The sequence below is a fragment of the Comamonas guangdongensis genome, from assembly GCF_041079535.1.
GTDB classification, from domain to species: domain Bacteria; phylum Pseudomonadota; class Gammaproteobacteria; order Burkholderiales; family Burkholderiaceae_C; genus Comamonas; species Comamonas guangdongensis.
In genome coordinates this window covers 1-682 of the sequence record NZ_JBFYGN010000077.1, presented here as the reverse complement: position 1 = coordinate 682, position 682 = coordinate 1, and the positions used below count along the sequence as shown (strand labels likewise).

Genomic DNA, 682 nt, shown 5'->3' with positions numbered 1-682 from the left:
CTAGGGCTCGTCATCAATTGAGCCAGACGACAGTGGCCGCAAGGTGAATCCCTCCCAAGAATGCCGCTGCCGTTTTGTCATAGCGCGTGGCAATGCCCCTGTACTGCTTCAACCGCGCAAAGAAGTTCTCAATGAGATGCCGCTTCAAGTAGACATGGCGGTCATACCCGCGCTGAGTTTTGCGCGTCCGAATACTGGGAATGACAACCTGCTTGCCCTGGCGCAGCAGTGGTTCAACCACGCGTTCATGGGCGTCATACGCTTTGTCAGCAATCACGGCCTGCGCGTCGGTGCGCGCAAGCAAGACATCTGCTCCTTCCAAATCCGATGCCTGCCCTGCTGTGAGATGGAAACCAGTGGGGTTGCCCAGGGCGTCAACGGTGGCATGGATCTTGGTGCTCAAACCTCCTCGGCTGCGACCGATGGCTTGGCTTTGGCTCCCCCTTTTGCACCCGCGCTGTGCTGATGGGCTCGTACGATGGTTGCATCGATCATGGCGTACTCGTTATCGGGCAGCGCACTGAGTGCTTCAAACACCCGCAGCCACACGCCCGAGCGGCTCCAGCGCATGTGGCGCAGGTGAACGATTCGAAAGTCGCCAAAGCGCTGGGGCAGATCACGCCAAGCAATACCGCAGCGATAGCGATACAGCACAGCGTCAACAAAAAGACGGTTGTTTTTG

1 pseudogene is annotated in these 682 nt (G+C 58.1%); it reads right to left on the bottom strand.

The annotated features are described in order from the left end of the window. Positions 1–13: 13 nt before the first annotated feature. Positions 14–682 (bottom strand): annotated as a pseudogene (locus AB6724_RS21830) (IS5 family transposase); the annotation flags it as partial.